Annotated in this window: 10 protein-coding genes; 7 read left to right on the forward strand and 3 right to left on the reverse strand. The window is 72.9% G+C overall.

What is annotated here, in order from left to right; translation table 11 throughout:
• Nucleotides 1-35 precede the first annotated feature (35 nt).
• Both ACFF45_RS24245 and ACFF45_RS24250 read left to right on the forward strand, forming a co-directional pair.
• Nucleotides 36-461 carry a universal stress protein gene (locus ACFF45_RS24245; RefSeq protein ID WP_381348560.1) on the forward strand — a complete coding sequence of 142 codons (426 nt, stop codon included), beginning with the start codon at nucleotides 36-38 and terminating at the stop codon, nucleotides 459-461.
• A gap of 338 nt (nucleotides 462-799) precedes the next feature.
• Nucleotides 800-1,372 carry a pyridoxamine 5'-phosphate oxidase family protein gene (locus ACFF45_RS24250; RefSeq protein WP_381348561.1) on the forward strand — a complete coding sequence of 191 codons (573 nt, stop codon included), beginning with the start codon at nucleotides 800-802 and terminating at the stop codon, nucleotides 1,370-1,372.
• Between the two features lie 64 nt (nucleotides 1,373-1,436).
• On the opposite strand, the gene ACFF45_RS24255 is transcribed toward ACFF45_RS24250, so the two are convergent.
• Both ACFF45_RS24255 and ACFF45_RS24260 read right to left on the reverse strand, forming a co-directional pair.
• Nucleotides 1,437-2,114, reverse strand: a complete 678-nt coding sequence (locus ACFF45_RS24255; RefSeq protein ID WP_381348562.1) for a helix-turn-helix domain-containing protein — start codon at nucleotides 2,112-2,114, stop codon at nucleotides 1,437-1,439.
• Entirely contained in the window at nucleotides 2,107-3,204 is a 1,098-nt protein-coding gene (locus tag ACFF45_RS24260; protein WP_381348563.1) for an alcohol dehydrogenase catalytic domain-containing protein, read from the reverse strand. The genes ACFF45_RS24255 and ACFF45_RS24260 overlap by 8 nt, the downstream gene beginning before the upstream one ends.
• A 423-nt stretch (nucleotides 3,205-3,627) precedes the next feature.
• Between ACFF45_RS24260 and ACFF45_RS24265 the strand changes: the two genes are divergently transcribed.
• Nucleotides 3,628-6,027: an RICIN domain-containing protein gene (locus tag ACFF45_RS24265; protein ID WP_381348564.1), complete on the forward strand. Its 2,400-nt coding sequence runs from the start codon at nucleotides 3,628-3,630 to the stop codon at nucleotides 6,025-6,027.
• Between the two features lie 165 nt (nucleotides 6,028-6,192).
• On the opposite strand, the gene ACFF45_RS24270 is transcribed toward ACFF45_RS24265, so the two are convergent.
• Nucleotides 6,193-7,167, reverse strand: a complete 975-nt coding sequence (locus ACFF45_RS24270) for a GntR family transcriptional regulator (protein WP_381348565.1) — start codon at nucleotides 7,165-7,167, stop codon at nucleotides 6,193-6,195.
• A gap of 269 nt (nucleotides 7,168-7,436) precedes the next feature.
• Between ACFF45_RS24270 and ACFF45_RS24275 the strand changes: the two genes are divergently transcribed.
• The 4 genes from ACFF45_RS24275 (at nucleotide 7,437) to ACFF45_RS24290 (ending at nucleotide 12,338) form a co-directional block, all read left to right on the forward strand.
• A complete protein-coding gene (locus ACFF45_RS24275; RefSeq protein ID WP_381348566.1) occupies nucleotides 7,437-8,705 on the forward strand; it encodes an extracellular solute-binding protein in 1,269 nt (422 codons plus the stop codon).
• Between the two features lie 29 nt (nucleotides 8,706-8,734).
• Nucleotides 8,735-9,718 (forward strand): carbohydrate ABC transporter permease, encoded by a 984-nt coding sequence (locus ACFF45_RS24280; protein ID WP_381348567.1) that lies wholly within the window; start codon nucleotides 8,735-8,737, stop codon nucleotides 9,716-9,718.
• Nucleotides 9,715-10,650, forward strand: coding sequence for a carbohydrate ABC transporter permease (locus tag ACFF45_RS24285; RefSeq protein WP_381348568.1), 936 nt, complete (start codon nucleotides 9,715-9,717; stop codon nucleotides 10,648-10,650). Before ACFF45_RS24280 ends, ACFF45_RS24285 begins: the two co-directional genes overlap by 4 nt.
• Nucleotides 10,651-10,730: 80 nt before the next feature.
• Nucleotides 10,731-12,338 carry a beta-N-acetylhexosaminidase gene (locus ACFF45_RS24290; protein ID WP_381348569.1) on the forward strand — a complete coding sequence of 536 codons (1,608 nt, stop codon included), beginning with the start codon at nucleotides 10,731-10,733 and terminating at the stop codon, nucleotides 12,336-12,338.
• Nucleotides 12,339-12,348 lie beyond the last annotated feature (10 nt).

Consider the following 12,348-nt stretch of genomic DNA (forward strand, 5'->3'; position numbering starts at 1 on the left):
TCGGGCAGCTCTCCGGGTCCCACTGTCACGGTCGCATGCCTCCCTCCGGGGAGGTAGGGCAGTTGGGCCACGGATGGGGGAGGTCCGCCCCGGGACCCGACGTGTCCGGCGACGCCGGGGAGGAGTTCCGCGACAGCGACCCCGGCCCGTTCACCCGGATGCGCCGCCTCGCCGGCCGCGCCGAGGCGGGAGGGCTGAACGCCGGAGCGCTCGAGGTGTTCCCGGGGACCGACGACGAGCTCGCCGGGGAGGCCACGCGGGACTGCGGGGAGGTGCTCGTGGCGGGCGATCCCTCCGAAGTGCTGATCCGGGCCTCGCAAGGAGCGGAACTCCTCGTCGTCGGCAGCCGAGGGCGAGGCGGCTTCGCCCGGGCGATGCTGGGCCCGGTCAGCCAGCGCCGCGCCCGGCACGCGGCGTGCCCGGTGGTCGTCGTCCGGCAGGACCAGGACCCGGCGCACTGACCCTCGCGCGCACGCCCGCTGCTCGGGCCGGCAGCAGCCGGACGCGGACGTCCGGGGCGGTGACGGGTTCGGCGCCGCGGCCGGCCCGTGGCCGGACGGCCACGCCGGTCGTCAGGTCGCCGTCCGGGTGGAAGGGCCAGGGCCGGCCGGCCCTGTCTTCGCGGCATCTCGGGGCCGGCCGGCACCTGGCCTCGCGCCTGCGCGCGTCCGACGCTGGAGAGGCACCGGACCGATGCGCCGGCCGGCGAACGCGAGCAGCACCCCGACGGAGGCAGCGGCCGTGCACTCCGCCGGCGCCGGCGCGGATTGGGCCGACACGGAAGGCAGGGCAGAGGCTCATGGCTGGTCACATGGACGACTTCGCCGAGGGCGGCCGCGGCACGGCCGGCCCGCCGGCCGGTGTCCGTCCGGTCCGGGGCGCGTCCGTGCGTGCCCGGCGTGACGCGGACGGTCCCGGCGGACGTCGGCCGAGTGCCGCCGGTCCGCGCCGGAGCGTCGCCCTGGACGGCGCGGACGCCCTGCGGCTGCTGGGCAGCGTCTCCGTGGGCAGAGTGGTCTTCACCCGGCGTGCGCTGCCCACCGTACGCCCGGTCAACCACGTCCTGGACGGCGGTGACATCGTCATCCGCACCCACGAGGGCGCCGCGCTGACCCTGCACGCCCGCGCAGGCGACGCCCGGGGGGTCGTCGTCGCCTACGAGGCGGACGCCATCGACCCGGACACCCACCTCGGCTGGAGCGTCATGGTCACCGGTTACGCGAGCCTGGTGACCGACGCCCGGGAACTGGCCCGCTACCGGTCGCTGCTGCACCCGTGGGTGCAGCAGACCATGGACTACGCGGTCCGCATCCGCCCCGACCTGATCACCGGTATCCGGCTCACCGTCCCGGACGGCACCGCAGGTCCGTGAGGACCGGCAGACCCGTGAGGACCGGCGCGAACGGCCCGTGCGTGCGCACGAACGGCCCACCGTGTCAGCGGGACTCGATGCGGCGGCCGGTCATGCCGACGGGGTCGATGCGCACCCACACATCGCGTCGCCCTCCGACCCACGGCATGCTGTACGCCCGTTCCTCCAGCCGACGCACCTCTTCCGGCTCCGTCACGACCTCGGCGTGGCCGCGCAGCAGCACGCTCCAGCCCTGGCTGAGCCCGTCGTCGATGCGGTCGACCTCGAAGGCGATCAGGTTCTCCCGGGCCTGCCAAGGCGTCGTGCCGGGCGCCGTCCTGAAGACGATCTTCCCGTCGACCACGCTGTAGTTGACGGGAACGATGGCGGGACCGGCGGAGGTGGGCACGGCGACCCGTCCCACGCCGTGCGTGCCGATCAGCGTCCGGCACTCCGTCACGCTCAGCTCGGCGAACCGGCGGTGCCGTGCGGCCCGGCCCGGACCGGGTGGCAGATCGACGTTGCCGCCGGAAAGCTCGGTCACGGTGGTCCCGAGGGCTCCGGCCAGCCTGAGCAGGACCCCGGCGCTCGGTGCGGCGGCCGGGTGCTCCTCCAGGTGGCGGAGGTAGCTGGGGGAGACGCCCGCCCCGGCGGCCGCTTGCCGCCGGGTCAGACCGAGTTCGGCGCGCCGCTGGGCGATCCGCCGCCCCAGGTCGCCGCGCGGGGAGCTGTCCGCCTTCTTCCCCATCGCCCGCTCAGGCATGGCTGCCCACGTCCTCTCCGTCAGCCGGCCGAACCGCGACGACGTCGTGCTGCGGCTCGCCGAGCACCACCTTGAGCGCGCCGGTGTCGGCGGCCCGGGCGAAGACGTCGTACGCCTCCTCCATCTGCTTCAGCGGGAACGTGTGCGTCACCAGTTGCGCGGTGGGCAGCCGGCCGGCGGCCGCCATCCGCAGCAGCAGGGGAGTGGAGTACGTGTCGACCAGCCCGGTCGTGATGGTGACGTTCCTGCTCCAGAGGTCTTCGAGGTGCAGGGTCGCGGGCCTGCCGTGGACGCCGATGTTGGCGACGTGCCCGCCGGGGCGCACCGTGCGCGCGCACAGCTCGAAGCTCTCCGGTACGCCGACGGCCTCGATGACCACGTCGGCGCCCAGCCCGTCGGTGAGATCGGCGATCAGCTGTTCGGGGCTCTCGCCGGCGTCGGCGACGGCGTCCGCGCCGAGCCGGTGGGCGGCGTCCAGGCGGGCGGCGGCCAGGTCCACGGCGACGATCCGCTCGGGTGCGAACAGCCGTGCCGTGGCGATCGCCGCCAGCCCGATCGGACCGGCCCCGACGACGACCACGACGTCTCCGGGCCGTACCCGTCCGTTGAGCACGCCCACCTCGTACGAGGTCGGGAAGATGTCCGCGAGCAGTACGGCGTCCTTGCCGTCCAGGGCGCCGGGCAGGGCGTGCACGGACAGGTCGGCGTACGGGACGCGGACGTACTCGGCCTGGGTGCCGTCGATCAGATGGCCGAGGATCCAGCCTCCGCCGCCCCGGCACTGGCCGTACATGCTCGTACGGCACCAGCGGCAGCGGCCGCAGGCGCTGATGCAGGAGACCAGCACCCGGTCGCCCGGCCGGACGGTGCGTACGTCGCCGCCGGCCTCGACGACCTCGCCGACCGCCTCGTGGCCCAGCACCGTGCCGGGCCGCACCTCGGGCAGATCCCCCTTGAGGATGTGCAGGTCCGTCCCGCAGACGGTCACGGCGTCGACCCGCACGATCGCGTCGGTCGCGTCCTCGACGGCGGGGTCCGGGACCTCCTCCCAGGCGGACTGTCCGGGACCGTGGAAGACATAGCCCTTCATGACGATCTCCTCCCCTCCCTCCTCGGGGCAAGGACACGGTGCCGCGAAGGCCCTACACGCCCAGGTTCACCCGCCGCCGCCCAGTCCGCTTGGGCCGGTCGGCCCCCGTGCCAGGCCGTCCAGGGCCGGTCCGCGGCCTCCGCCGCCCCCGAACCGGGCCGTACGGCTGTCGAAGGGCGCCCCGTCCGGCCCTCCTTTCGACGGTCCGCGAAAGTCGGGTCCTCTCGTTTTGTCATGTCTATGGACAGTGTGGCTCGTGTCGTGCTGTGATCCCGACTGAGTCTTCCAACGTTGTACAGACCGAGCAGTGAGCAAGCCACACCCCCTCCGCACGCCTGCCGCGTCCTACAGCCGGACGTGGGCCGGGACGGCCCCGGCTGCTGCGCGCGCGGCACGTCTCCGGCCCGGAACAGGAGCTCCCGCATGCCCGTCAACAGACGCACACTTCTCGGTGCCGGCGCCCTGGGCATCGGCGCCGCCGCCCTCGGCGGCCCCCTCGCCCCCTCCGTGTCGGCCGCCCCCCGGCGGCCCGAGGACACTCTCCTGCCCGACGCCTTCCACAAGCTGCCCGCCGGCAGCGTCACCGCGCGCGGCTGGCTCGCCGGCCAGCTCAGGCTCCAGCTCGACGGTCTGTGCGGCCGGTACGAGAGCGTCTCCCACTTCCTCGACTTCGATGCCACCGGGTGGGTGCACCCGGAGCGCGGCGGGTGGGAGGAGGTCCCGTACTGGCTGCGCGGCTACGTGCCGCTGGCCGTCGCCACACGCGACCGGACCGCCCTGGCCCGCTCGCGCCAGTGGATCGACGCGATACTCGCCACCCAGCAGAGCGACGGCTTCTTCGGCCCGCGCGCCCTGCGGACGTCACTCAACGCAGGGCCGGACTTCTGGCCCTTCCTGCCCCTGCTCCAGGCGCTGCGCACGCACGAGGAGTTCACGGGCGACCCGCGCGTCGTGCCGTTCCTGATCCGGTTCCTGCGGTTCATGAACGCCCAGGGCCCGGGCGCCTTCGACAGCAGCTGGATCTCCTACCGCTGGGGGGACGGACTCGACATCGCGGTATGGCTGCACCGTCGTACCGGGGAGGCGTTCCTGCTCGACCTGGCCGCCAAGATGCACACCCTGGGCGCGGACTGGACGGGACCCACCCCCACGCGGCACAACGTCAACATCGCCCAGGGCTTCCGCGAACCCGCCCAGTACGCGCAGGTCGCCGGCTCCCCGGAGCTGACCCGGGCCACCTACCGCGCCTACGACGGGGTCATGAACGTCTACGGGCAGTTCCCCGGCGGCGGCATGGCGGGGGACGAGAACTACCGGCCCGGTTTCACCGACCCCCGGCAGGGGTTCGAGACCTGCGGCATCGTCGAGTTCATGGCCAGCCACGAGCTGCTCACGAGGATCACCGGCGACCCGGTGTGGGCGGACCGCTGCGAGGACCTGGCGTTCAACATGCTGCCGGCCTCCCTCGATCCGCAGGGCAGGTCCATCCACTACATCACCAGTGCCAACAGCGTCGACCTGGACAACCGGGCCAAGACCCAGGGCCAGTTCCAGAACGGCTTCGCCATGCAGGCCTTCCACCCCGGCGTCGACCAGTACCGCTGCTGCCCGCACAACTACGGCATGGGCTGGCCGTACTTCACCGAGGAGCTGTGGGTGGCCAGTCCCGACGGCGGTCTGGCCGCCGCGATGTACGCGCCGTGCACGGTGCGCGCGCAGGTCGCGGGCGGCGCCACGGTGACCGTCACCGAGGACACCGGATACCCCTTCACCGAGACGGTCACGCTGACCGTCGCCACCCCGCGGCCGGTCCGCTTCCCGCTGCGGCTGCGCGTGCCCGGCTGGTGCCGCGGACCCGAACTGCGGGTCAACGGCGCCCGCGTGACCGCGCCGGACGGACCCGCCTGGGCCTCGGTCGACCGCACGTGGCGCGACGGCGACCGGGTGACCCTGCGGCTGCCGCAACGCACCGAGCTGCACCGCCGGCCCGGCCAGCACGACGCCGTCAGCGTCCAGCACGGCCCCCTGACGTACTCGCTGAGGATCGGCGAGCGGTACGACCGCTACGCGGGCGACGACGCCGTCCCCTCCTACGAGGTGCACGCCACCTCCCCGTGGAACTACGGCCTCACCCCGTCACCCCGGCTGACCCTCACCCGCGATTCGGGCGCCGTCCCCGACAACCCCTTCACCCACGACACCACCCCGGTCCGCATCACCGCCGAGGCCCGGCGCATCGAGGAGTGGATCGCGGACGACGAGCACGTCGTCGCGCCCCTCCAGGACAGCCCCGCCCGCAGCGCGGCCCCCGTGGAGACCGTCACCCTCATCCCCATGGGCGCGGCGCGGCTGCGCGTCACGGCCTTCCCGACCGCGTCGCCCGACGGCCGGCCCTGGACGCCCGAGCCGCCCTTCCGCCGGATCGCGAACCGGCACAGCGGCAAGGTCCTGGCGGTCGACGGCATGTCCCTGGAGAACAGCGCACGCGTCGTCCAGTTCGACAACACCGGCACGAGCGACCATGCCTGGCAGCTCGTGGACCGGGGCGAGGGCTGGTACCTGATCCGCAACGGCAACAGCGGCAAGGTCCTCGGGGTCGACGGCATGTCCACCGCCAACAGCGCACGCGTCGTCCAGTACGAGGACAACGGCACCGCCGACCACCTGTGGACGCTGGTCGACGACGGGGACGGCTGGTACCGCATCCGCAACCGGCACAGCGGCAAGGTCCTGGGCGTCGACGGCATGTCCACCGGCAACAGCGCGCAGGTCGTCCAGTTCGACGACAACGGCACCGCCGACCACCTGTGGCGCTTCCTGTGATCCGCTGAGGCGGCGGCCCGGCGGCGTCACCCTCAGGGCGCGGCCCTCCCGGCCGCGCCCTCCGGTCATGCTGTTCGTCGAGGGCTTCTCGCTGCCGGTCCGGGTCGATCGCGGCGGCTCCTGGGCGGTGTCGCGGAACCGTGCCGCGAGGGACGGCTTCCGCCCCTACCCCTGGACGTCCCCCAGCGTCGAGGCCGCCACCGGGTTGCCGTGGGCGAAGTCGCCGGGCGGGATGCCGGGATGGTGACCGGTCGGCGGCTCGGCGGATGCCGGGTCCGTTGCCAGTCTCAGGCGGGAGACGATGCGGTAGCGGTCGCCGCGGTACAGCGAGTGGACGTACTCCACGGGGCGTCCGGTCGAGTCGCTGGTCAGGCGTTCGAAGAGGAGGGCGGGGAAGAGTTCGGGCACGTCGAGCACCTCCGCCTCGGCCCGCGTCACCACCGTGGGCTCGATGGCCTGCGTCGCCTCGCTCACGTGGACGCCGTGGTGGGTGCGCAGGTGCTGGTAGAGGTCGCCGTGCTCCAGTTCGCGGGCGGTGAGGCCGGGGACCAGGGCGGCGGGGATGTGCAGGTGCTCGATGGCCATGGGGGAACCGTCGACCAGTCGCAGCCGGGCCACGTAGACGATCTCGGCGGCGGGGGAGAGGCGCAGTTTGCGGCCCACCCGGGCGCCCGCCGGCATGGTGGTGAACTCCAGGAGCCGGCTGGTCCAGGTGCCCGACGCCTGTGGCACGCTGAGCGAGTGCCGGTCCTGCACGAGTTCCTGCGTGATCTTCTCGGGAGCGACGAACACGCCCCGCCCGTGCTCGCGGACGAGGATCCCGGCGGTGACCAGTTCGTCGACGGCCGCCCGCAACGTCGGCCGGGAGACGCCGAGTCGGACGCACAGCGTCCGCTCGGAGGGGATCGCGTCCCCCGGGCTGCGCTCCTCGACCATGTTCAGCACCGCGTCACGGACCCGCTCTCGCTTGAGCACGCCACCGGGGCGGATGCCGCCCGGCTCGCCGGCCCGGGGTGCCGTGGCAGCCGCCGCCGTTCCCGGTTCTCGCGGTTCCGCGCCGCCGGCCCTCCCGGCCGTGCCCGGTTCCCTGTCGTCCATCCGCGCCGTCCCCTCTTCCGCGCCCGCATCGCGTGCACGCATCTGACCAGCTTGCGTCCGCCGACCGCAAGAGGCCACTGGTAATGACCAGTTCGTGGCTGCCGACGGTGTGCGGATCACGCACGGCAACGCGATCACGTGCGCCGGCCTCCGACAAACTTCCTTCTGCTACGAGGGGTTGACGGCCCCATTGGTCCATGCCAGTTTCTTCCATCACCAACAGGTCGCTTGTCCAGTGAGGCAACTGGTCAGGTGTCCGGGGTGCTGCTCCTCCTGCCCCGCGTCATCCCTGAGCATCTCCGAGGTGAACCGTGAAGTTCCGCATGCTCTCCGGTGCGTCGTCCCTCCTCGTCCTGACCGCCCTCCTCAGCGCCTGCTCCTCCGGCTCCGGCGAGACCGCCGACGGTGGCGGCGGGTCCGAACTGACGGTCTGGCTGATGCGGGACAGCGTCTCGGCCGCGTTCCAGAAGCAGTTCACGGAGGCGTTCGCCGAGGCCCATCCCGACATCGACCTGAAGATCCAGATCCAGGAGTGGGACGGCATCGGGCAGAAGGTCACCGCCGCGCTGGCGAGCAACGACGCGCCCGACGTCATCGAGGTCGGCAACACCCAGGTCGCCCAGTACGCGCAGAGCGGCGGCCTGGCCGACCTCACCGACAAGAAGGCCGACCTGGGCGGCGACACCTGGCTGAAGGGACTGGCCGAGCCCGGCGCCTGGGAGGGCAAGCAGTACGGCATCCCGTACTACGCGGCCAACCGCGTCGTCGTCTACCGCAAGGACCTCTTCCAGCAGGCCGGTGTCGACCCGGCCGACATCGAGACCCGGGACCAGTGGCTCGCCGCCACCCGGAAACTCGACCGGGGCGGTCAGCAGGGCATCTACCTCACCGGCCAGACCTGGTACGCCCTCGCCGGTTTCATCTGGGACGAAGGAGGCGACCTCGCCGTCGAGGAGGGCGGCAGGTGGAAGGGCGCGCTGGACACCCCCGAGGCGCTGGCCGGGATGCGGTTCTACGAACGGCTCCAGGCGCTCGGCAAGGGACCGAAGGACGCGGACGAGGCCAACCCGCCGCAGGCCGAGGTCATGGCACAGGGCGAGGTCGCCCAGATCATCTCCGTCCCCGGCGGGGCGAACGTCATCGCCGAGCACAACCCCGCACTCAAGGACAAGCTCGGGTTCTTCCCCATCCCGGGCAAGACCGCCGACAGACCCGGCGCCGTCTTCACCGGCGGCTCGGACCTGGTGATACCGGCCGCCTCACAGCACCAGGACGCCGCCTACACCTTCGTCAAGGAACTCACGGGCGACGCCTGGCAGAAGAAGCTGGCCCCCGCCATGAGCTACGTACCGAACAAGACCTCCCTCGCCCCCGCCGTCGCCTCCGACCCCGGAGCCGCCGCCATGGCCGTCGGGGCCGCCGAAGGCCGTGCCACGCCCAACACCCCGGGCTGGGCGGCCGTCGAGGCGGAGAACCCGATCAAGGACTACATGACGGCCGTGCTCACCGGCGGCGACATGGAGCAGGAGGCGGCCGCGGCGTCCGAGGAGATCACCCGGGCGATGAACAGCGCCTCCTGATCCGTCACTCCCGTTCGAGAGGAGGAGGCGTGTCGGCCACCGAGGAACGAGCCGTCCCGCACCCCGACCACCGTCCCCGGCCGACCGGAGCCTCCGTCCCGCCGCCGGCCCGCCGCGGCACCGGCGACCGCTCCGGCCCCTGGCCCTACCTGCTGATCGCCCCCGCCGTCATCGGCATGCTCTACCTGCTCCTCTACCCGCTCGCCCGCGCGGTCCTGATCTCCTTCCAGGACTTCAGGCTCCGCGAACTCATCTCCGGCGACGCCGACTTCGTCGGTCTGGCCAACTACCGCACCCTGCTCACCGATCCGCGGTTCTGGACGGTCGTACGCCGCACGTTCCTGTTCATGGCGGTCAACGTCGTCCTCATCATGGTGATCGCCCTGCTCGTGGCCCTGATGACCGAGCGGCTCGGCACGGTGTGGCGGACCGTCGTGCTCAGCTCCCTCGTCCTGGCGTGGGCGATGCCGGTGATAGCGGCGACCACCGTCTTCCAGTGGCTGTTCCACTCGGAGTACGGCATCGTCAACTGGGCACTGACCTCGCTGGGCGCCGAATCCTTCGAGCGGTACCCGTGGTTCGCCGACGGCACCGCCGCCTTCGCCATCCTCGTCACCCTCGTCGTGTGGCAGTCGGTGCCGTTCGCCGCCGTCACCCTCTACTCCGCGCTCACCACCATCCCCGCCGAACTCCACGAGTCGGCGCGCATCGACGGAGCCGGGCCGTTCGCCGTGCTGCGCTCGGTCACCCTCCCGATGATCCGGCCGATGGTGATGCTGGTGCTCTGCCTGGAGGTGATCTGGACCTTCAAGGCGTTCGTGCAGATCTGGGTGATGACCAAGGGCGGCCCCGGCGACGCCACCACCATCCTGCCGGTCTACGCCGTCCAGACCGCCCTCTCCGGCCAGCGCTACGACCTCGGCTCGGCGGCGTCCATGATCACGGTCGTGCTGATGTCGGGCGTGCTCGTCCTGTACTTCCGGCAGATGTTCCGACAGGAGAACGAAGGATGAGCGGCGTCCGCGCCTCCCGAGCCATGAGCCGCGCCTCCCGTGCCACCGCCGGCGCCGTGCACGCCACCACGGGCGCCCCCCGCGCCACGACCGGCCCGCCGGCCCTGCGCCGGCTGCGGCGCCTGCCGCTCCACGCGGCCGCCGCCCTCACGGTGCTGGTCTGCCTCTTCCCCGTGTACTGGATGGCGACGACGGCGCTCAAGCCGTCCCGTGACATCCAGTCCTCCGAACCGCGGCTCGTCCCGCACACCTGGACGCTCGAACACTTCCGTACGGCCGTGAACGCCGAGGGGTTCGCCCAGTTCTGGCGCAACAGCCTGCTCGTCACGGCCGGCGCCGTCCTGCTGTCCCTGCTCGTCGCGCTCGCGGCGGCCTTCGCCGTCGCCCGGATGCGGTGGCGCGGCCGCCGCCCCTTCGTCCTCGCCGTGTTCATCGCCCAGATGGCGCCGTGGGAGTCACTGATCATCCCGGTCTACATCATCGCCCGCGACACCCACATGCTCGACCGGCTCACCACCCTGACGCTGGTGTACTTCATGGTCACCCTCCCCTTCACCGTCATCGTGCTGCGCGGCTTCATCGCCACCATCCCGCCGGAACTGGAAGAAGCCGCGCAGGTCGACGGCTGCACCCGGTTCGGCGCCTTCCGTCGCGTCGCCTTCCCGCTGCTCGCCCCCGGTCTGATGGCCACCTCGCTCTTCGGCTTCATCACCGCCTGGAACGAGTTCGCCTACGCCAACTTCCTCATCATCAAGAACCAGGACCAGCGCACCCTGCCCGTCTGGCTCTCCTCCTTCCAGAACACCTTCGGCACCGACTGGGGCGCCACCATGGCCGCCTCCACCCTCTTCGCCCTCCCCGCCCTCGCCGTCTTCCTGCTCCTCCAGCGCCACGTCACCTCCGGCCTCGCCTCCGGCGCGGTCAAGGGGTGAGACGAGCGCACCGCCCGCCCCGAGAAGCCCGCTCCCCCTCGCGCCCCGTCCCGCGCCCCCTCCCGGAAGGCCGCCCACCCGTGCCCGCACCCGCACCCGCACCCCGCCGAGACCAGGCCCTGCTGCCCAGGCCCACCCGGATGTCCCTGCGCTCCGGGCACTTCGCACTCGACGCCGGCACGCGCGTCCGGACGACCCCGGACGCCGAGGGGGCGGCCGAGCTGCTGCGCGCGTACCTGACCCCCGCCACCGGCCTGCCCTTACCCCCCTCGCCGTCCGGCGACATCACCCTCGCCGTCGACGCCGGGCTGCGCGGCCTCGGCCGGGAAGGCTACGGACTCACCGTCTCCCCCCACTCCGTCCTGCTGCGCGCCGCCCACCCCACCGGACTGCTCCGCGGCGTCCAGACCCTCCGCCAGCTCCTGCCCGACCAGGCACTGACCCCCGCCGGCAGCGCGGACCGCACGCGCCGCGACCGCTGGGAACTGCCCTGCACCGAGATCACCGACGTGCCGCACCGGCCCTGGCGCGGCCTGATGATCGACGTGGCCCGCCACTTCCACGACGCCGCCACCCTGCGCCGCCACGTCGACCTGCTCGCCCTGCACAAGCTCAACGTCCTGCACCTCCACCTCACCGACGACCAGGGCTGGCGGATGCCAATCCCCTCCTACCCCCGCCTCACCGAGGTGGGCGCCCGCCGCGCCCGCTCCATGACCGGCCCCGCGGGCACCACCGGCTTCCACGAGCGCCCGCACGGCGGCGCCTACACCCGCGCCGAACTCACCGGCCTGATCGCCTACGCCGCCCGCCGGGGCGTCACCGTCGTCCCCGAGATAGAAATGCCCGGACACGTCCGCGCCGCCCTCGCCGCCTACCCCCACCTCGGCAACCACCCCGACCGCACCCTCGACGTATGGACCCGCTGGGGGGTGTGCGACACCGTCCTCGGCGTCCACGACGCCGTACTCGACTTCGTCCACGACGTCCTCGGTGAGGTGATGGACGTCTTCCCCTCGCCGTACGTCCACCTCGGCGGGGACGAGTGCCCCACCACCGAGTGGGAGGAGAGCCCCGACGCACGGGCCCGCGCCGCCGCGGAAGGGCTCAGCCGCCCCGCCGACCTGCACGGCTGGCTTCTCGGCCGGGCCGGAACGTACCTGAGCGAGCACGGCCGCCACCCCGTCGCCTGGGCCGAGACCGGCACCGCCCTCCCGCCCGGCTTCACCGCGATGAGCTGGCGCGAACCCGCCCACGCCGCCGAAGCCCTGCGCCGCGGCCACGACGTCGTCCTCACCCACCACCGCACCACCTATCTCGACTACGCCCAGGACGACGCCCCCGGCGGTACGCCCGTCCAGCCCGGCCTTGTCGTCGACCTGCGCACCGTCCACCGCGGCGACCCCGAACCGACGGCCCCGGCATCCGGCGGCGGACGAATCCTCGGCACCCAGGCACAGATCTGGACCGAGTTCGCCCCCGCCGCCGCCGACCTGGAGCGCCTCGCCTATCCCCGCCTGTGCGCGCTCGCCGAGCGGGCCTGGACCGGTCCCACCCCCTGGACGGACTTCACCAGGCGGCTGACCGCGCACACCCCGCGGCTGGACGCCCTCGGCGTCCGCCGTCACCGCCCCCCGACCGCGCCGCCGCCCAGCGCGGCGCCCGCCCGTACAGCGCCCTCCGCGTGACCCCACCCAC

The sequence above is a fragment of the Streptomyces cinereospinus genome, assembly GCF_042430725.1.
Lineage (GTDB): Bacteria > Actinomycetota > Actinomycetes > Streptomycetales > Streptomycetaceae > Streptomyces > Streptomyces cinereospinus.

Excerpts from the sequence above, each read along its gene's own strand:
- ACFF45_RS24265 (WP_381348564.1), top strand. The coding sequence starts at position 3,628 with ATGCCCGTCAACAGACGCACACTTCTCGGTGCCGGCGCCCTGGGCATC.
- ACFF45_RS24250 (WP_381348561.1), top strand. The coding sequence starts at position 800 with ATGGCTGGTCACATGGACGACTTCGCCGAGGGCGGCCGCGGCACGGCC.
- ACFF45_RS24255 (WP_381348562.1), bottom strand. The coding sequence starts at position 2,114 with ATGCCTGAGCGGGCGATGGGGAAGAAGGCGGACAGCTCCCCGCGCGGC.
- ACFF45_RS24270 (WP_381348565.1), bottom strand. The coding sequence starts at position 7,167 with ATGCGTGCACGCGATGCGGGCGCGGAAGAGGGGACGGCGCGGATGGAC.
- ACFF45_RS24285 (WP_381348568.1), top strand. The coding sequence starts at position 9,715 with ATGAGCGGCGTCCGCGCCTCCCGAGCCATGAGCCGCGCCTCCCGTGCC.
- ACFF45_RS24260 (WP_381348563.1), bottom strand. The coding sequence starts at position 3,204 with ATGAAGGGCTATGTCTTCCACGGTCCCGGACAGTCCGCCTGGGAGGAG.
- ACFF45_RS24245 (WP_381348560.1), top strand. The coding sequence starts at position 36 with ATGCCTCCCTCCGGGGAGGTAGGGCAGTTGGGCCACGGATGGGGGAGG.